At 29.9% G+C, this 19,345-nt stretch carries 13 protein-coding genes; 9 read left to right on the top strand and 4 right to left on the bottom strand.

Annotation, left to right across the window (positions count from 1 at the left end; genetic code table 11):
• The 3 genes from ACFQZW_RS11985 to ACFQZW_RS11975 all read right to left on the bottom strand — a co-directional run.
• Positions 1-257, bottom strand: a 257-nt coding sequence (locus ACFQZW_RS11985) for a twin-arginine translocation signal domain-containing protein (RefSeq protein WP_386783185.1), incomplete at its 3' end; no start/stop codon positions are given.
• Positions 258-346: 89 nt separating this feature from the next.
• Positions 347-1,855: a RagB/SusD family nutrient uptake outer membrane protein gene (locus tag ACFQZW_RS11980; RefSeq protein WP_386783263.1), complete on the bottom strand. Its 1,509-nt coding sequence runs from the start codon at positions 1,853-1,855 to the stop codon at positions 347-349.
• An 11-nt stretch (positions 1,856-1,866) separates the two neighbouring features.
• The gene (locus ACFQZW_RS11975) at positions 1,867-5,076 is read right to left on the bottom strand and encodes a SusC/RagA family TonB-linked outer membrane protein (RefSeq protein ID WP_386783261.1); all 3,210 of its coding nucleotides are present in this window, start codon (positions 5,074-5,076) and stop codon (positions 1,867-1,869) included.
• Between the two features lie 233 nt (positions 5,077-5,309).
• Here ACFQZW_RS11975 and ACFQZW_RS11970 point away from each other — a divergent pair, with 233 nt between their 5' ends.
• Positions 5,310-6,215, top strand: a complete 906-nt coding sequence (locus ACFQZW_RS11970) for a dihydrodipicolinate synthase family protein (protein ID WP_372801719.1) — start codon at positions 5,310-5,312, stop codon at positions 6,213-6,215.
• A gap of 259 nt (positions 6,216-6,474) precedes the next feature.
• Here ACFQZW_RS11970 and ACFQZW_RS11965 read toward each other — a convergent pair whose 3' ends face one another.
• Positions 6,475-7,197 (bottom strand): FadR/GntR family transcriptional regulator, encoded by a 723-nt coding sequence (locus ACFQZW_RS11965; RefSeq protein ID WP_298265530.1) that lies wholly within the window; start codon positions 7,195-7,197, stop codon positions 6,475-6,477.
• Positions 7,198-7,339: 142 nt separating this feature from the next.
• On the opposite strand from ACFQZW_RS11965, the gene ACFQZW_RS11960 reads away from it, so the two are divergent.
• From ACFQZW_RS11960 to ACFQZW_RS11925, 8 genes are all read left to right on the top strand, one after another.
• Complete coding sequence (locus ACFQZW_RS11960; RefSeq protein WP_386783258.1) at positions 7,340-8,515, top strand: AGE family epimerase/isomerase; 1,176 nt, start codon at positions 7,340-7,342, stop codon at positions 8,513-8,515.
• Positions 8,516-8,579: 64 nt separating this feature from the next.
• Entirely contained in the window at positions 8,580-9,353 is a 774-nt protein-coding gene (locus ACFQZW_RS11955; protein ID WP_386783255.1) for a creatininase family protein, read from the top strand.
• Positions 9,354-9,377: 24 nt separating this feature from the next.
• Positions 9,378-10,505, top strand: a complete 1,128-nt coding sequence (locus tag ACFQZW_RS11950; protein ID WP_298265537.1) for a sialidase family protein — start codon at positions 9,378-9,380, stop codon at positions 10,503-10,505.
• A gap of 43 nt (positions 10,506-10,548) precedes the next feature.
• Positions 10,549-12,630, top strand: a complete 2,082-nt coding sequence (locus ACFQZW_RS11945) for a GDSL-type esterase/lipase family protein (RefSeq protein WP_386783252.1) — start codon at positions 10,549-10,551, stop codon at positions 12,628-12,630.
• Between the two features lie 16 nt (positions 12,631-12,646).
• Positions 12,647-13,831: a glycoside hydrolase family 27 protein gene (locus tag ACFQZW_RS11940; RefSeq protein ID WP_386783250.1), complete on the top strand. Its 1,185-nt coding sequence runs from the start codon at positions 12,647-12,649 to the stop codon at positions 13,829-13,831.
• A 12-nt stretch (positions 13,832-13,843) separates the two neighbouring features.
• Entirely contained in the window at positions 13,844-15,889 is a 2,046-nt protein-coding gene (locus ACFQZW_RS11935) for a family 20 glycosylhydrolase (protein WP_386783248.1), read from the top strand.
• Between the two features lie 11 nt (positions 15,890-15,900).
• Positions 15,901-16,557 (top strand): GDSL-type esterase/lipase family protein, encoded by a 657-nt coding sequence (locus ACFQZW_RS11930; protein WP_386783246.1) that lies wholly within the window; start codon positions 15,901-15,903, stop codon positions 16,555-16,557.
• A 140-nt stretch (positions 16,558-16,697) separates the two neighbouring features.
• Positions 16,698-19,340 carry a sodium:solute symporter family transporter gene (locus ACFQZW_RS11925; RefSeq protein ID WP_386783244.1) on the top strand — a complete coding sequence of 881 codons (2,643 nt, stop codon included), beginning with the start codon at positions 16,698-16,700 and terminating at the stop codon, positions 19,338-19,340.
• Positions 19,341-19,345: the final 5 nt, after the last annotated feature.

The following is a 19,345-nucleotide window of genomic DNA, read 5'->3' as shown; positions in this document are numbered from 1 at the left end:
GCTTTTTCTATTCGGTCTAATGCAATGGAAATTCTATTGGGATCAATATCACAAATGGCTGTGACCAATACATCATTTCTTAATAAGACATTATTTAAATGATTGGTGCCACGTAAGCCTACTCCAATCATCCCTACTCTGATTTTTTGATCTTTTCCAAACACATTGGAATTTAATCCAAATGACATGTTTGGTAGCAGGGTAAGTCCAGCTCCTGCGATTGCTGTATTTTTTATAAAGTTTCTTCTTGATTTCATTGTAATATAAAAATTTAAAAAAATAGGAAGGTTTAAAGCCTTCCTAAATTTAATTAACTCAATTTTAATTATCAAACAATTTTTGAAATTTAGTTGTAACCTTCTGTTTGTTCTAATAAAGGATTTCTACCAATCATATCTACTGTAATAGGAAGTTTTAATAAATAACTTTTTGATGATGAAATATAATCGTTGTTATCATATACAAAGCTATCTCCAGCTCTACGTAAATCCCACCATCTTTTACCTTCACCAATAAACTCTTTGTAACGCTCTTCTAAAATTGCATTAGCATTGTCGACTTTTGAACCATTTATATATCCGTGAGTAGCTGATACATAATTATCTCCATATGCTCTTGCTCTAATTTGGTTAATTTCACCCGAAGGATCTTCTCCTAAATGATTTTTTGCTTCAGCTAATAATAATAGCACATCTGCATATCTATAAATAGGTGTATCACTTTCAAAAATTCTTCCACCTGTTCCATCTTCATCACCTAAAAATTTATTAAATATAGCTCCAAAGTAATTTGCAGCATCATAATTTGGATATCCTGCTCCATCATTATCATTTGAATATAGGTAAATAAAATTGGTTGCTTTACGACTGTCATCATTATCATCTAATAACACCAACGTTTTTTCTGATGGACCGTATCTATTAGCACCATCTACAGTTGCTCCATTCATTGAATTTCCTTTATCATCAAAGTTTGGATAAATTTCAGTTGATCTACCAACCATACTATTAAAAAAGTTAGTAGCTTCGTTTTCTTTATATTGAATAGCAAAGATGAATTCATTATTATTTTCATTTCCACTACCCCATAAGTTTTCGTAACTGCTTTCTAAAGTAATACCCATAGAAGCAATTTGTTGAAGTGCAGTTTTTGCAGCTGTAAAATCTGCATTACCACCTCCTAGTACATTTCCAGACCAGATATAAACATCTCCTTTTAATGCTAAGGTTGCTGCTTTAGACCAATATACTCTGCTTCCTAACCAAAAACTATTGTCTGATCCGAAAAGCCTTAAAGACTCTTCTATATCAGATTTTATAAGAGTCATAACTTCTGCTTCTGGAGATCTAGCTTTACCTAAGTTTGATGGATCTACAGTTGTTAAAGGTTCTAATACAATTGGTACATCTCCCCAAGTTTTTGTTAATGTGTAATAATAGAATGCTCTAAGTCCATAAGCTTGACCTAATAAATGATTCTTTTCGCTTTCATTAACAAAATCTACTTTTGGCACGTTAATTATAAAATCGTTTAATCTGTGTAGTCTTGTATAAAACCCTCCCCAAGCTCCAAAAGGCGCTGTAGTTGCGTTAAAATTAGACTCAATAAAACTAACATTAGATGGAGACTCAAAAGTTACACCACCCCAAATATCACTTCTTAATTCTCCCAACATCCATAACGCACTGTTACTCCCTCTTAAGGTACCATATAGACCGGTATGTCCTGCTTTTGCGCCCGTTTCTGTATTCCAAAAACCTGCGGCTGTTAATTCACTAGGGCTAAATAATTCAAGTTCACTTTCACAAGAACTAAAAATAACCGTAGCTAATAGTATGTAAATATATTTTTTCATTTTATTTAATTTTAGAATATTAAGTTAAGACCTAATGTTACTGTTCTAGGCATAGGGAATTCTCCATATTGAAAACCACCTACTTCAGGTGAATCACCTGAATAACTTTTAAAGTAATGTAGATTACTTCCTGTTACATACACATTAAGTTTTTGCACAACATCATTAAAATATTTTGTTGGTACACTATAACTAAATGTAATTTCTCTAAGAGCTAAATAATCCCCTTTTTCCCAAAAACGACTACTTGCTGTTCCTCCTCTATAAATATTACTTTGTGCATCTACAAATATAAAACGTGGTAAATCTGTATCAGTATTAGTAGGTGACCAAGAGTTTAATACTTCAATTGGTTGGTTTAAGTTACCTTGCGTTTGTGCCAAACCTTTTCCTCTAATATGATTATGAACCATATGACCAGTAGCAAAATCTGTTTTAATGAATAAGTTAAAGTTTTTATAACTTACACTTGATGTTAAACCACCAATTAAAGTTGGTGTAGCTCTACCAATTATTTTTCTATCTAAACTATTAATTACATTATCACCATTTTGATCTACCCAAGCAACATCTCCTGGAAAACGTTGAGTTGGATTACGTAATAATTCATCTACTCTAGATGCGTGTGCATCAACAGCAGCTTGATCTGCATAAATATAATCTTGCTCGTATGCTACAATATAATCGTTTATACGTTGCCCTTCTTGTAACCCTCCAACATATTCATTTTGTCCTGTTTTAGGGTTGTAAATTTCTGTACCACCTTGTCTGTTTAAATCAAAATCATTGTCAGGTAGTTTAATTGCGTAATTTTTGTTAGTAGAAAATGAAGCTCCTATATTCCAAGTGATTTCTTCTTTTCTAATTACATCGGCATTTACTTCCAATTCGAAACCTTTATTTCTTAGCGTTCCATTGTTTGTTAATATACCACTAAACCCTGTCCAGTATGGTAAGGTTAAATTTGCTAATTTCCCTTTAACATCTCTTGAATATACATCTGTAATAAAGTTAAGTCTGCCGTCTAAAAATGATATATCTAAACCAGCATTAAAAGTTGTTGAACTTTCCCAAACAAGGTTTAAAGTAGGTAATCCTGTATTTGCATAACCTGTTTGACCATTATAAACACCTTGCGATCCATAAGATCCAAAAACACCATAATTACTAAGTACATCTTGGTTTCCGTTAGAACCATAACTTAATCTTGGTTTTAATTTAGAAACAAATTTGCTAATTGGTGAGTCTTGTATAAAGTCTTCGTTATGAGCATTCCACCCAACAGATAAACTTGGGAAAACTTCAAATTTTTCATTTCCAATTCTAGAAGTACCATCACGTCTAAAAGTTGCAGATAAAAGATATCTACTATCAAAATCATATAATAATCTACCAAAAGTAGATACTAGTGCATATTCTGTTTCAAAACTATATGCATCAGTTGGCTCCGCACCAGCGTTTAATGTTTCAATTAAATCTGTAGGTGAACCCTTTGTTGCAGCACTTGAATAAAATTTATTTTCTTTAAAATACTCTGCACCAACCAAGGCATTAAAACTATGATCTCCAATAGACTTAGTGTAATTTAATGTCCCTGTTAATTGAGTTACTAAATCTCTTCTTAAGCTAGTTGAAGCATTTCGTGATGTGTTTAATGGGTTTGTACTTGCCCCAGTAGTATATGCTCTATTAAAACTCTCGTTATGGTTGTTAATAGTAGTATGACTACCTTGCACAGATGCTTTTAAGTTTTCTAAAATATCCCAATCAAGACTAACTGTAGCAGCTAAACGTTGTTCTAAATTTTTTCTAATAAACTTATCTTGATAGTATAATGGGTTTCCAAAACCTTGATTTGTTCCTGGACTTAAAATATCAGATAATGTACCGTCTAGATTATTATCATACGTTCTAGAAGTTGGTGCTTGCCCTTGAAATCTTCTAAACACAGTATCATCTCCTCCAAGTGGACTTAAACTTAAATTAGAGTGAGAATATAAAACACTAGAGTTAACTTTTACATTCTTTACAACCTCATAAGATCCAGTAAATTTACCTGAATATCTTTTAAATCCAGAACCTAGAATTAATCCGTCGTTATCTAATATACCTAAACCAAGGTAATAAGTACCTTTTTCATTACCGCCATCAAAAGATAAATAATGATCTTTAGATGCACTGTCTTGGTAAATATTTTTACTTACATCGTTATCTAAGTATAAAATTTCTTTACCTGGGTTTAGCGGGTCAGCTACAGTTTTCCAACCTGGCTGATTTAATAAATATTGATTATCAGCAGTTAAAAACTGTGTTGTAAATGCTGAAGTTGTTGTGTTATTTCCAGTTGAAAAAGCAGTTGCTCCATTATTTAAAAACCCTGAATCAAAATTTGTTCTTCCAGTTACTTCAGTATAATTAGCTACAGCTTGTCTGTTGTAAGTAATAAAGTCCGCTGCACCTAAATATTCCATATCAGCCCTTTCGTGGTTTACACTATACTTATATTTATAAGAAATAGAAGATCTACCTACTTTACCTGTTTTTGTTGTTACTAAAATAACACCATTTGCAGATCTAGCTCCATAAATAGCAGTTGCCGCAGCATCTTTTAATACTTCAATAGATTCAATATCATCAGCATTTAAAGCGTAAAACGATCCTGGAACACCATCAATTAAAATTAAAGGAGAACCTCCTCCACCAAATGTTGTTCCTCCACGTAAAATAATAGAAGGTGTAGAACCTGGTTGACCAGTATTGTTGGTAACTCGTAAACCAGCAACTTGCCCTTGTAAAGCTGTTGCCGCGTTTGACCGTGTCGAAGTCTCTAACACTTGTGTGTCAAGCTTTGAAATAGAAGTTGTTAGTGTGGTTCTAGCTTGTGAACCATATCCAGTTACAATTACCTCGTCTAACACGTTAGAATCTTCGCTCAATGTAACATTAATTAATGTTGCATTAGCTACTTTAATTTCTTGTGTTTTATATCCTACGAAACTAAAAACAAGAACATCTCCTGTTTTAACATTTATAGAATAGTTTCCGTCAAAATCACTATTAACACCTGTCACTGTACCTTTAATTAGGACACTTGCCCCAGGCAGCGGTTGATTGCTGCTATCTGTGATTGTTCCACTTATGACCTTCTCTTGTCCTGTTGCGGATAAGCCATAGATCATAAAAACAAGCATTAACATACTTTTAAATAATTTGTACTTCATAATTAAGTTAGTTTTATGTATTACATAAAGCAATATTATAATAAAATATTTAAATTTCCAAAGAAAAAAATGTATATGTATAACATAATAAAATTATTAGATTGTTTTTATAATGGTTTTAGTATAGATTATAAAATACTGTATATTATAGTTTATAAAGTTTTTGATATATTTTGTCAATAAATTTAAAATGCATAATATTGCATATGTAATACATAATACTTTTTTATTATATGGAAGTGAATAATTTAATAGCAGCTACATATGCACCTATGCATATTGATGGTTCCTTGAATGTTAATATTATTAAATCTTATAGCGAATTTTTGATAAAAAATAAAGTTGAAGGAGTTTTTATGAATGGCTCCACTGGAGATTTTGTTTCATTAACTACAGAGGAGCGGAAACAAATTACACTAGCATGGTCAAAAACTAAATCCTCAAATTTATATTTAATAGATCACGTAGGAGATCCTAGTTTAAAAGTAGCTAAGGATTTAGCTGCACATGCTTCTAACAAAGTTGATGCTATAGCAGTACTAGCACCATTTTACTTTAAGTTAAATAGTGTACAAAAGTTAGTAGAATATTGTAAAGAAGTAGCAGCAAGTGCTCCAAATTTACCTTTTTATTATTATCATATACCATTATTGAGCGGTGCTAATTTAAATATGTTAGAATTTTTAAAATTAGCTTCTAATCAAATTCCAAATTTAAAAGGTATTAAGTTTACAAATAACAACTTAATTGATTATTTACAGTGTAAAAATTTCCAAGGTGGTAAATACAATATTTTATTTGGATTTGATGAAATTTTTATTTCAAGCTTATCGTTAGGTGCTACAGGATGGGTTGGAAGTACTTACAATCATATAGCTCCAATTTATTATAAGATTAAAGAGCTGTTTGAATTTGGAAAAATCGCAGAAGCTTCAGAACTGCAATCTAAAGCTATTCGGTTTGTTCAAATACTAGATGAAAAAGGAGGTTTTAATGGAGTTGGAAAGGGGTTTATGAAAACTTTAGGGGTTGATTGTGGTCCAAGTAGGTTTCCACACAGTACTCCAACTAAAAAAGTTTATGAAGAAATTAAGTATGAACTTGATCAATTAGGAATATTGGATTATTTAAGTAAATAACGTTTTAAATTTTCAAGTTAATTTTAAAAAACGAGAGGTCTATTTGGTGTTGGATGCAACTAAATAAACCTCTCGTTTTTATTGAAAATTCTTAGTTTAAATACATTTTAAAAATCTTCAAAAAATAAATTAATTTTTAAATTGATTAACGTATAATATTAGTAAAAGTGTTATAGTGTATTTTGTTATGGCTTCATTAATTATTTATAATAGTTAACTGCAAATAATATCAATTTCAAAATAAAAGAATATATAACAGTTAAGATTTAAAGGTGGCGTTTAAAACCCTATCAAAATGAGGTTCTAAATGTTGTCTCATACCTTTTCTAAACCCTTTTAAATTGTCTTCTTTTAAATAATTTAGAAGCTCCCTATGAGTAACAAATTTTTTAGAGTATTTATAACTATCATAGTTTTTTAATTTGTGCTCATGAAAATACTGAAATACAGGTAGTAGTAAATTTTGAAATCTTTGTAATGTGTTATTTCCAGACATTTCATATAGTTTTCCATGGAAAGCAATTTCGGCATCTAAACTAAATATTGCGGTATCAGTATTGTCTTTTTCCATTTGTGTAACAATAGCATCTAGTTCAATCAAATCCTCTTCGGTTTTTCTTTCAAATAATAATTCAATCATTCCCATTTCTAGAATTAAACGAAGTTCAAATATGTCTTTTAACATTTCTGCTCCAAGTAAATTTGAATCTAGTGCTTTTTCAATATTTAAAATTATGTCAGGTTCTGTCAAAACCATGCCTTTATGTTTTTTAGACTCAATAATACCAATGGTTCTAAGCCTTAAAAGTGCCTCTCTTACCACTGTTCTACTTACTCCTAAAGCTTCGGCAAATTCCAATTCTTTTGGAATAGAATCACCTATTTTCAGTTTATTTTCTTTAAAAAAATCTATTAGGCGTATTTCAACTTTATCAACTAATGATAAATTTTTTAAGGGTTCTAATTTTGTTAAATATTTCATTAAATATAAATTGGTGAGTATGAATTTGTTTGAATTCAAAAGCAACAGCTAATGTAATAACAAAAATTCAAAAATAATAATTTTAGTTTCTTTCAAATATATATAAAAAAAACTATATTTGTATTATGTTATACATAAAAAAATGAAAAAATATTCAAATTTATATAAAGATACATTATTGAAAAATGTTATTCCTTTTTGGGAAAAAAACTCAATTGATACGGTTAATGGAGGTTATTTTACCTGTTTAGATGATGAAGGTAAAGTTTATGATTCCGATAAATTTATGTGGCTTCAAGGAAGGCAAGCTTGGTTATTTTCTATGCTCTATAATAAAGTTGAAAAAAATAATAAATGGCTTGAAATAGCTAAAATTGGTGTTGATTTTATATGTAAACATGGGATGGATAGTAATGGTAATTTTTATTTTTCAACTACTTGTGATGGTAAACCATTAGTGCAACCATACAACATTTTTTCAGATTGTTTTGCCGCAATGGCTTTTAGTCAATATGCGATAGCTACAGGAGATGAGAAAATAAAAGAACTTGCAAAACAAACTTATAGAAACATATTAAAAAAGAAAAAAAATCCAAAAGGGGTATATGAAAAAACAACCAATGCAAGACCTTTAAAAAATTTTGCGTTACCTATGATCTTATCTAATTTAGTTTTAGAATTAGAAGATGTTTTAGAAAAAGAAGAAGTTGAAGACACAATAGATTTTAGTATTCGAGAGGTTATGGGTGTTTTTAGAGATAAAAACTCTGGTTTAATCTATGAATTTGTTGGCTTAGATGGAATACATGAAGATAGTTTTAATGGGCGTCTTTTAAATCCAGGACATGGTATAGAAGCTATGTGGTTTATGATAGATATTGGTGTTAGAAGGAATGATGATAATTTAATTAAAAAGGCTACAGATACAATTTTAAAAATTTTAGAATATAGTTGGGATACAAAGTATGGAGGAATCTTTTATTTTATGGATGCCTATGGCAAACCTCCACAACAATTAGAATGGGATCAAAAATTATGGTGGGTTCATTTAGAAACATTAGTGGCGCTTAGTAAAGCTTATGAACATACTAGAAGAGAAGAATTAATAACTTGGTATGAAAAAGTACATGATTATACTTGGTCACATTTTTCTGATTCAAAAAATGGAGAATGGTTTGGATATTTAAATAGACAAGGAGAAGTTTTATTAAATTTAAAAGGAGGTAAATGGAAAGGATGTTTTCATGTTCCTAGAGCTATGTTTCAATGTTGGAAATCATTTGAAAAAATTGAAACATCAATTAAAACAAATAAATAGCAGTGTGATTTTACGCAGTATTTAAAAATTAATTTAGCTTTTAAAAAAACTAAAACATTTAAAAATGGAATCTAAAATTAGGCCATATATTTTAGCAGAAACAAATTGGAAATTTGTTAAAAATGAGAATTTTAAAGTTGCTGTTTTACCTTGGGGTGCTACAGAAGCTCATAATTATCATTTGCCATATGCTACAGATAATTTTCAAGCTACATATATTGCTGAAGAAGCAGCTAAAATTGTTTGGGAAAATAATGAAAAAGTAATTGTTTTACCTACAATTCCTTTTGGTGTAAATACTGGACAAATGGATATTTCGTTATGTATAAATATGAACCCATCTACACAATATGCAATTTTAAAAGATATTGTTCAAGTCTTAAATAATCAAAATATTGAAAAGTTGGTAATTGTAAATTCACATGGAGGAAACAACTTTAAACAAATTATTAGAGAACTAAGTTTAGAATTTCCAAAAGTATTTATATGCTCACTAAATTGGTGGCAAGTCGAAAATGCAAATAAATATTTTGAAACCCCAGGTGACCATGCAGGTGAATTAGAAACATCAGTAATGTTGCATATTAAACCAAACTTAACACTGTCTCTTGAACAAGCAGGAAACGGAAATGAAAAAAAGTTTAAAATTGTTGGACTAAGAGAAGGGTGGGTGTCTGCTCAAAGACAATGGGGTAAAATAAGTAACGACACTGGAGTTGGAAATCCTCAAAAAGCAACTAAAGAGAAAGGAGCTAAATTTTTAAAAATTGTAACTCAAAAAGTAGCAAATTTTTTAGAAGAACTTTCAAAAACTGATTTAGATAAAATGTATGAATAATTTAATATGTATAAAACTTTTAAAATGAATAAAATATCCTTACTACTAATTTCAATATGCTTATTGAGTTGTAATTTAAAAAAGCAAAATGAAACACATAAAGAAGAAATTGAAAAGGAAACATTAGTATTTCAAGATTTATTTAATGCTTCTATGAATGAAAATGTAGAATGTTATAGAATTCCTTCAATTGTTACTGCTCCAAATGGAGATTTAATTGCTTCAATAGATGAGCGAGTTCCTGGTTGTGGAGATTTAAAATGGAGTAAAGACATTAATATTATTGTTAGAAGAAGTTCTGATAATGGTAAAACTTGGTCTGAAATTGAAACTGTTGTAGATTTTCCCTATGGAAAATCAGCCTCAGACCCTTCTATGATTGTTGATAGTGTTACCAATGAAATATTTCTTTTTTATAATTATATGGATTTAGATGCTGAAAAAGACATCTATTATTTACATGTTGTAAAAAGCTCCGATAATGGTAAAACTTGGAGTGACCCAACTGATATTACAAGTCAAATTGCAAAACCTGAATGGCATAATGATTTTAAATTTATAACTTCAGGCAGAGGAATTCAAACCAAAACAGGTAAATTATTGCATACAATGGTAAATTTAAATAGTGGACTACACGTATTTGGAAGTGATGATCACGGAAAAACTTGGTATTTTATTGATGTGCCTATTCAACCAGCAGATGAATCTAAAATAATAGAACTTGCAGACGGAACTTTAATGATAAATGCCAGAGTAAATGGAAAAGGTCTACGTTATGTGCATACTTCAACAGATGAAGGCCTAACTTGGCAAACCAACGCAGCCCCAGAATTAATTGACCCAGGTTGTAATGCCAGTATTATTCGCTATACTGCTATTGAAGATGGTTATAAGAAAAACAGATTACTTTTTTCAAATGCAAAAATGGAAAAAGGAAGAAAAAATATGACCGTTAGAATAAGTTACGATGAAGGAAAAACTTGGAGCGAAGGAAAAACTATTTATGCTGGCTCATCTGCTTATTCATCTCTAACCATTCTAAAAAATGGAGATATAGGGTTGTTTTTTGAACAAGATGAATATACCAAAAATCCATTTGTAAGTTTTTCTTTAGAATGGCTAACCGATGGAAAAGATACTTTAAGTCCATAAATTTTAATAATCCATTGTTTTTAAATTATAAAAAGCATAGGTCATGAATTCAAAAAAAATGAAATACTTTATTGTTATTTTGGCTTTTGTTATTTCATCCATTTGTAAAAGTCAAACTATTAAAGTAGCCTGTATTGGAGATAGTGTTACATATGGCTATGGTATAGAAAATAGAGAAAATAATAGCTATCCAGCTCAATTACAACAATTATTAGGTGCTAATTATAAAGTAGCTAATTTTGGTTTTTCTGGAGCTACTATGTTAAAAAAAGGCCACAAACCATATTGGGATAAAGAAGTTTTTAAAAAATCATTAGAATTTGAACCAACTATTGTAATTATACATTTAGGATTAAACGACCAAGGGAATAACAATTGGCCACAACATAAAAAAGAGTTTGAAAGCGATTATTTAGATATGATTGCTACCTATAAAAATCTCCCTTCCAAACCGACTGTTATTATTTGTAAAATGACTCCTACTTTTTCTGGACATCATTGGTTTGAAGAAGGAATGAGAGAAAGTTTTAAAGAAATTCAAACTAAAATTGAACAGATTGGTGTTAAAGCTAATGTTAAAGTTATTGATTTACACGAACCCTTATATCGTTTTCCTGAATATTTCCCAGATAATTTACACCCAACTAAAGAAGGTGCTAAAATAATTGCTGAAAAAGTGTATGGTGCTATTTCTGGCAATTACGGTGGTTTAAAAGTGCCTTTATTATATGGTGAAAACATGGTATTACAGAGAAATAAAACTATAAATTTCAAAGGAACAGCCAATTATAATGATAAGATCACGATTGAATTTAACAACAAAGTAAAAACGACAATAACTGACTTTAATGGAAATTGGAAATTAGCTTATGAGCCAATGCAAGCAGGTGGTCCATTTCATTTAAAAATAGCCACATCAAATACAGCTATATCTATTAAGAATGTATACGTTGGTGAGGTTTGGCTCGCTTCTGGACAATCTAATATGGATTTTAAGGTGCAATCAATGGAAAGTGCTGCAACGGTTTTAAAAGATTCTTTAAATAAAAATGTTTTCTTGTTTTCAATGGATGGAAAAGCTTTGTCTAGTCAGAAATTTACAGAAGATGAACTTTTAAATTGCAATGCAACCAATTATTTTGAATCATCTGGCTGGCAAAAAACAACAACTAAAAATCTTGAAAATTTTTCAGCAGTTGCATATACCTTTGCTTATAATCTTCAAAAAAAAATAAATATTCCAGTTGGTATTATTTGCAATGCTATTGGCGGCTCTCCCATTCAAAGTTGGATTAGCAGAGAAACTATGGAGCAAACACATGCAACAGTAGATTTGCTAAACGATACACATTTAAATCCGCTTGTTGATAGCTGGGTTGCTAAAAGAATTGTGTTAAATATGAAGAACGAAAAAAATACAAACATAAAAGCAAGACATCCTTATCAACCTACCACCTTATTTGATGCTGGAATAATGCCTATTAAGAATTATGGAATAAAAGGTGTTATTTGGTATCAAGGTGAATCGAATGCAGAACAACCTGAATTACATTCCAACTTGTTTAAATTATTAGTAAAAGATTGGCGGTTTCATTTTAAAAATCCTGAATTACCTTTTTATTTTGTACAATTAAGCAGTATTGAAAGACCAACTTGGGGAGCATTTAGAGATTCACAAAGAAGATTATTAGAAATACCAAATACAGGAATGGCTGTTTCTTTAGATGTTGGCAATAAAACAGATGTACATCCAAAAAAGAAATGGGTTGTAGGTGAACGCTTGTCAAAAATTGCACTTCATAAAAATTATAATTTCTCAAACGAATTTTCAGGACCACTACTCGATTTTGTAAATGTAAAAGGAAACAAATTACAGGTTTATTTTAAACATGCCGAAGGATTAACAACTTCAAATGGAGAAAAAGTAACCGATATTTTTATTGCTAATTCAGAGAAGTTATTTGTGCCTGCAAAAGCTAAAATTAATAAAAATATATTAGAAGTTTGGTCTTCAGAAATTAAAAATCCGAGGTATGTAAAATATGGCTATACACCATTTACAAAAGGAAACTTAATAAATAAACAAGGTTTACCAGCATCTACATTCTCAAATCTAGTAGAATAATCTAAAATTAAATAAAATGAAATTTAAATCTTTTTTTTTAGTATCAGTTTTACTAGTCACAAGTACTATTTTTGCACAAAAATTTGAAAATTTAGCACAAACTCCACCAATGGGATGGAATAGTTGGAACAGTTTTCAATGTGAAAATGTAAATGAAACAGTAATTAAAGAAATGGCAGATGCCATGGTTGAAAATGGCTTAAAAAATGCTGGTTATGAATATATTGTAATTGATGATTGCTGGCAGATTGGGCGTGATAAAGATGGTTATATTATTGTAGATAAAGAAAAATTTCCTTCTGGAATTAAAAGTTTAGCAGATTATATTCACTCAAAAGGACTAAAATTTGGGATTTATTCAGATGCTGGAACAAAAACCTGTGCTGGTCGCCCTGGAAGTAAAGGCTTTGAATTAGAAGATGCAAAAACGTATGCTAAATGGGATGTGGATTATTTAAAGTATGATTGGTGTTTTACTGAAGGCCAAGATGCTAAAATTTCTTATAAAAAAATGCGTGATGCTTTATATAAAGCTGGCAGACCAATTGTTTTTAGTATGTGCGAGTGGGGCGAAAACAAACCTTGGGAATGGGCAAAAAACGTAGGACATTTATGGAGAACTACACTAGATATTGATATGAAAGGTAGATTTGATGGAGATGTTTGGGACAATCATATCGGTTGGACAAATATTGTAGATATGCAGGTTGGATTAGAAAAATATGCCGGACCAGGACACTGGAACGATCCCGATATGTTAGCTGTTGGAAATAATGATATGCCACAAAATGAAGCCAGAGCCCATTTTAGTATGTGGTGCATGTTAGCAGCTCCGCTTATGGCAGGAAACGATTTAAGAGCAATGTCTATAAACGATCAAGATATTTTAACAAATAAAGCTTTAATTGCTGTAAATCAAGATATTATAGGTAAACAAGGCTTTAAGATTGAAGATTTTGGAAATTTTGAAATTTGGCAAAAACCCTTAGAAAATGGTGATATTGCAATTTGTTTGTTTAATAGAGACATTACTAATAAAAAATATAAAGTAAATTGGTCTACCATTAAAATTAAAGGTTTTTCTGGTAATTATCAGGTAAAAGATCTTTGGAAAGATAAAGTTATTGGATCTAGTAACAAAGAATTTACTATAGAAATACCTAGCAGAGATGTTGTTGTTTTTAGATTAATTAGAACATAAGATTCTCTCAGCATGCGTCTTTTTTTATTCAACTTTTTGTTTATAGTTATTGGTAGCTTCGGAACTATATTTAGTTTAAATACTTGTACAACAATTGAATCTGATAGTACAACTTTACAAGTAAAATATCCAATTATTCCATCGCCTCAAGAAATTAGTTATGGTGAAACTGAAATTTCTTTTAAAACTATTACATTTTCAAATACAGTTTTTGAATCTGAAACGAACAAATTAGTTGCTTTTTTTAAAAAAAATGGTATTGAAGTATCTAATAATGGTTTAAAAATTAACTTCATTAAACAAAACATTGCGAAAAACAATAGTGAAGAAGCTTACAAAATTCAAATAAATTCAGAAATTACTATAATTACAAATACTCAAAGAGGCGCATTTTATGCAATTCAAACTTTAAAGCAACTTTTCAGAAAAAATGAAAATAACGGTGAATTCCCTACACTAAATATTACCGATTGGCCTGCGTTTAAAATTAGAGGTTTTATGCACGATACTGGAAGAAACTTTCAGTCAGTTCCACAATTAAAAGAACAAATAGAAGTCCTTTCAAACTATAAATACAATATTTTTCATTGGCATTTAACAGACGATCCTGCGTGGAGATTGGAAAGTAAATTATATCCGCAATTGCAAGATGAAAATGCAACAACCAGACAAAAAGGAAAGTTTTACACACAAGAAGATTTTAAAGAAATTGTAGCTTTTTGTAAGGAAAGGCATATTACTGTAATACCTGAATTTGATATTCCAGGGCATTCTAGAGCCTTTAGAACAGCCTTAGGTTTTGAATCTATGCGAGACAAACAAGCATTACCTGTTTTATTAGCTCTTTTTAAAGAATTAATGAGTTTAACAACTCCAGAAGATATGCCATATATTCATATTGGAACCGATGAAGTACGTAATAAAGAAGAGTATGTTTCAAAAGCGTTTATTTTAGAAATTATGAACTTTATCAAACCCAACAATAGAGAATTAATTGTTTGGAAAGAAGGTATTGAAATAGCCGAAGATTCAACATCAATAAATCAACTTTGGGCACAACATGCACCTAGAAAAGGACATCGATTTATAGATTCTAGAGCAAATTACATCAATCATTTAGATCCATTTGCAGGAATGTCTCGCTTATTTTTTCAGCAACCCTGTAGGCAACCACAAGGAGATAAAATTGCTTTAGGCGGCATTTTATGTGCGTGGCCAGATAATAATGTAGCACATGAAAGAGACATTTTAAAACAAAACCCTATATATCCATCAATGGTATTTTATTCGGATGCTATTTGGAAAGGACGTACAAAAAATTACAAAGAGTATTGGGCAAAATTACCAAAACAACACACAAAAGAGTTTAACGATTTTAAACTTTTTGAAGAAAAAGTAATTGCGCATAGAGATTTATTTTTTGAAGGAAAGGAATTTCCGTATGTAGCACAGACTAATATTAATTGGAAAATTATTGGTCCTTTTAACCATTATGGAGATTTTAACACTACTTTTGAAGTAGAAAACAACATAAAAGAGAGCTACAAAACTGAAGGTAAAACTTTTACTTGGAACGATTCTATTGTTGGCGGTACTATTCATTTAAAACATTTTTTCGGATTTCCATCATTTACAGATAAAAATAGTGGAACGTATTATGCATATTCAGAAATTTATTCGCCAAAAGATAAAGTTCAAGATTTCTGGATTGGTTTTCAAGGTTGGTCGCGTTCTGGAGGAAGACGTATTGGTCCATTTCCAAATATTGGAAAGTGGCATACCACCAATCCTAAAATTTGGGTAAACAAACAAGAAATTGAACCTCCTGTTTGGAAACAACCAAATTTAGCAACCAAAACTGATGAAATACCATTTATAGATGAAGATTATTTTTATAGAAATCCTACTAAAGTAAATCTTAAAAAAGGATGGAATACCATATTATTAAAAATTCCTCACGGAGAAAACTCTTGGAAATGGATGTTTACTTGTATTCCCATTAATATTAATGAATTGGGTATTAAGGAAGTAAAGGATTTAAAATTTAGAACAAATTAATAAATTATTTTATGAAAAAATACATTCTCCTATTAGTTGTTTTTTGTTTAACAATTAACAGTTATTCTCAAAAAAAATATTCAGAACATTATTACAAAAAATATGAACTTTTTAAAAGTGAAGCTGATACAAAAAATGAAATCGTGTTTTTAGGAAACAGTATTACGGAAGGTGGTAACTGGAAAGACCTATTTCCAAATATAAATGCTGTAAACCGTGGAATTAGCGGAGATGTAACCGATGGAATTTTAAATAGATTAGATGAAGTGATTTCTTCTCAGCCTAAAAAAATATTTTTACTTATTGGAATTAATGATTTGGCAAGAGGGAACAATACGAAGCATGTAATTGAAAATTGCAAAAAAATAATTGAGTATATTCTTCAAAACTCGGTAGAGACTGAGTTATATATTCAAAGTTTATTGCCTGTAAATCCAATGATTGGAGAAAAATTTTATGGACATAAAAATAAACAACAAGAAATTAAACAAGTTAATTTACATTTAAAAAGTTTAGCAAATACATTTAATTTGGTTTATATAAACCTTTATAAGTCATTTAGAAATTCTAAAGGTTTTTTAAAGTCTAAATTTACTTATGATGGATTACATTTATCGGATAAAGGGTATAAAAAATGGAGAAATAAAATAAGAAAACATGTACTATAGATGAATTTTAATAAATGTTATATGTTGTACATAATACATTTTTTGATATATTTGTATTTCATCTAAATAAATATAAAAGAGTTACTTAGAATATGAGATTGCCAAAGATTTTTACAAGTTTAGTATTTAGCATATTTTTAATGTCAATATGTAATTCTCAAACACAAAATATATTTTCATTTACCAATGAAATAGATATTCCAAATACTAAAGGTTTAAATGGCTCTTTTATAGGAGTGCATAATGATGTATTAATACTTGCTGGAGGAACCAATTACCCTGATAAACCTGTATGGGAAGATGGCGTTAAAAAATGGTATGATGTAATTTATGTTTTAGAGAAAACAGTAGATGCTTCTAAATGGTATAAAGTATCTTTAAAACTTCCTAGACCATTGGCTAATGGAGTTTCAATCACTACATCAAAAGGAGTTTTATGTATTGGAGGTGATAATGAAAAAGGAATTTATAACGAAGTGTTTTTTCTTAAGTGGAATAAAGAAAGTAAAACGGTTGAAATAGAATTTTTACCTCCAATGCCCATTCCTTTGTCAAATATGGGAGGAAGTGTTATTGGAGACTTGGTTTATCTTGTAGGTGGGCAACAGTTAAAAGATCAAAAATCTACATCAAAATTTCTTTCTTTTAGCTTGTCTTCTTCTATTATTAAAAAAGCATATACATGGGAAATACTTCCAAATTTTCCTGGAAAAGGTAGGATCCAGCCTGTGGTAGTAGGGCAAAGTAATGGACATCAAAATTGCTTGTATGTTTTTAGTGGGTTATATGTAAATCCTACAGCAAAAACTAAGTATGAAATGTTATCTGATGTGTATGAATATGATCCTCATAAAATTAAATGGACAAAGAAAAAATCAATTCCAAGTAATTTAACCCCAGGAATAAAAAAAGGTTATTTAGCTGCTGCGCCTGCAATTAAAAATGGAGATTCGCATATTCTTATTTTTGGAGGTGCTGGAGGAGAAAGGCAATTCTTATCAGAAAGAATATCAATAATAGAAGAAATAAACACATTAAAAGAAAATAAAGATCAAACTTTAGAAAATAAATTACAACAACTTGAAATCAAATCTAAAGAACTTTTAAAAAACACCTCATTTTCTAAAACAATTTGGGTTTATCACACCATTACCGATACTTGGGTAAAGAAGGGTGAATTAGATGATGAAACTCAAATTGTAACACAAGCTGTAAAATGGAGAAATAATATTATAATTCCTGGAGGTGAAATAAGCCCTGGAATTAGAACCAATAAAGTTAAAGTTTTAACTTTTAAACCTTATAAAGCTAGTTTTGGTATAGTAAATTATCTTACTTTAATACTCTATTTATCTTTGATGATTTTTATGGGGTGGTTTTTTTCACGAAGAAATAATACCACTAACGATTATTTTTTAGGAGGAGGACGTATACCTTGGTGGGCAGCTGGGTTAAGTATTTATGCAACTATGCTAAGCGCAATAACTTATTTATCGCAACCAGCACTTGCCTATTCATTTGATTGGCAAGCTTATTTAGGTTATTTTTCAATTTTATTAATTGTACCCATAATTATAACTTTTTATCTACCATTTTTTAGAAAGCTGAATTTAACTACAGCTTATGAATATCTTGAAAAAAGATTTAATGTAACGATAAGAATTTTTAGTAGCTCAACATTTGTTTTATTTCAATTAGTAAGAATGGGAGTTGTTGTTTACTTACCAGCTCTAGCATTGTCAACTGTAATGGGTATGGATATTTATTTAGCAATAATTGTAATGGGTGTTTTGGCAATACTCTATACTTATATGGGGGGGATTGAAGCTGTTATTTGGACAGATGTTGTGCAAGTTATAGTGCTAATTTTAGGGTTAATTGCAGGGTTGGTATTTATTGTTATTGAAGTTGGCGATATTGGCTATATTTTTAAAGTGGCGGTTGAAGATAGCAAGTTTAAAATGATTGATTTTAGATTTAGTTTTACTGAAATTGTTACTTGGTCTCTTTTTTTAGGTTCATTTGCTTTAAATTTTTCATCTTATACAACAGATCAAGCAGTAGTTCAGCGATATATGACAACCTCTAATGAAAAAGAGGCTAGAAAAAGTATATGGTTAAATGGTATCATTGCAATACCTTTTGGAATATTAATTTTTGGAATGGGAACTTTTTTATATGTATATTTTAAAGAGCACCCAGAGTTTTTAACAGTTGGAATGCAAAACGATAGTGTTTTTCCATTATTTATAACAAATCATTTACCTCCAGGAGTTGCAGGGTTAGTTATTGCTGGAATATTTTCAGCATCAATGTCTAGTTTAGATAGTAGCATGCATACGGTATCAACAGTAGTTACTATTGATTATTATAAGCGATTTTCAAAATCATATTCAGACAGTAAAGGGTTAATATTAGCAAAATATATTACGCTAATTGTTGGTGTTTTTGGAACAGTAATAGCTTGTTTAATGGCTGCTTTTCCAGTAAAATCAATATTTTTCTTTTTTCAAGAAATAATTGGGCTATTTGGAAGTGCAATTTCCGGGATATTTATCTTAGGGATTTTTATAAAAAAATCAAACTGGATAGGCGCCTTAATTGGAGCAGTATTGAGCATTATAGTATTAGTAATAATTAAATATAATACCCCTTTAAATTTCTATATTTATCCATTAATAGCTATACCTACTTGTGTTATTACTGGTTTTATGTTTAGTTTATTTTTTCCAATTAAACAAAATAATATTAGTAATTTAGTTTATCAAAAAAATGTGAAATAGAATAA

The sequence above is a fragment of the Lutibacter aestuarii genome, assembly GCF_042676885.1.
Lineage (GTDB): Bacteria > Bacteroidota > Bacteroidia > Flavobacteriales > Flavobacteriaceae > Lutibacter > Lutibacter aestuarii.
This window is presented reverse-complemented; position numbering and strand designations above follow the sequence as displayed.

Bases quoted from the DNA above. Each gene is read 5' to 3' on its own strand.
- ACFQZW_RS11935 (WP_386783248.1), top strand. From the start codon at position 13,844: ATGCGTCTTTTTTTATTCAACTTTTTGTTTATAGTTATTGGTAGCTTC.
- ACFQZW_RS11980 (WP_386783263.1), bottom strand. From the start codon at position 1,855: ATGAAAAAATATATTTACATACTATTAGCTACGGTTATTTTTAGTTCT.
- ACFQZW_RS11930 (WP_386783246.1), top strand. From the start codon at position 15,901: ATGAAAAAATACATTCTCCTATTAGTTGTTTTTTGTTTAACAATTAAC.
- ACFQZW_RS11925 (WP_386783244.1), top strand. From the start codon at position 16,698: ATGTCAATATGTAATTCTCAAACACAAAATATATTTTCATTTACCAAT.
- ACFQZW_RS11955 (WP_386783255.1), top strand. From the start codon at position 8,580: ATGGAATCTAAAATTAGGCCATATATTTTAGCAGAAACAAATTGGAAA.
- ACFQZW_RS11965 (WP_298265530.1), bottom strand. From the start codon at position 7,197: ATGAAATATTTAACAAAATTAGAACCCTTAAAAAATTTATCATTAGTT.
- ACFQZW_RS11950 (WP_298265537.1), top strand. From the start codon at position 9,378: ATGAATAAAATATCCTTACTACTAATTTCAATATGCTTATTGAGTTGT.
- ACFQZW_RS11970 (WP_372801719.1), top strand. From the start codon at position 5,310: ATGGAAGTGAATAATTTAATAGCAGCTACATATGCACCTATGCATATT.
- ACFQZW_RS11975 (WP_386783261.1), bottom strand. From the start codon at position 5,076: ATGAAGTACAAATTATTTAAAAGTATGTTAATGCTTGTTTTTATGATC.
- ACFQZW_RS11960 (WP_386783258.1), top strand. From the start codon at position 7,340: ATGAAAAAATATTCAAATTTATATAAAGATACATTATTGAAAAATGTT.
- ACFQZW_RS11940 (WP_386783250.1), top strand. From the start codon at position 12,647: ATGAAATTTAAATCTTTTTTTTTAGTATCAGTTTTACTAGTCACAAGT.
- ACFQZW_RS11945 (WP_386783252.1), top strand. From the start codon at position 10,549: ATGAATTCAAAAAAAATGAAATACTTTATTGTTATTTTGGCTTTTGTT.